Origin of the sequence: Aeromonas sp. sia0103 (assembly GCF_963895295.1) — a bacterium.
Lineage (GTDB): Bacteria > Pseudomonadota > Gammaproteobacteria > Enterobacterales > Aeromonadaceae > Aeromonas > Aeromonas encheleia.
In genome coordinates this window covers 1-285 of sequence record NZ_CAWQKG010000035.1, presented here as the reverse complement: position 1 = coordinate 285, position 285 = coordinate 1, and the positions used below count along the sequence as shown (strand labels likewise).

Sequence of the window (285 nt, the reverse complement as noted above, 5' to 3'; positions counted from 1 at the left end):
TCTGTACGGTGAAGGTCTCGACCTTGGTCTCACCCTGGCCCAGGTACTGCACCTTGCTGTTGGCGACCTCATAGCTCCACTTGCCATCCGCGGCAATGGTCAGGCTACCCAGGGCATTGGCACTCGGGGTGCCCAGGCCCGGTTTGAACTCGGCCTCGTCGGCCCCGTCCACGTCGGTCACGCTCAAGCTGCCGGTCTCGGTCAGGTTACCGCTGACCACGTTCAGGTCTTCGGTCACCGCACCGCTGCCATCACCCACAATCACCGCACCGTCGTTGACGCCGG

The 285-nt window shown here is 64.2% G+C and carries 1 protein-coding gene; it reads right to left on the bottom strand.

What is annotated here, in order from left to right:
* Nucleotides 1-285, bottom strand: a 285-nt coding sequence (locus AACW18_RS13910; protein ID WP_218390092.1) for a VCBS domain-containing protein, incomplete at both ends; no start/stop codon positions are given.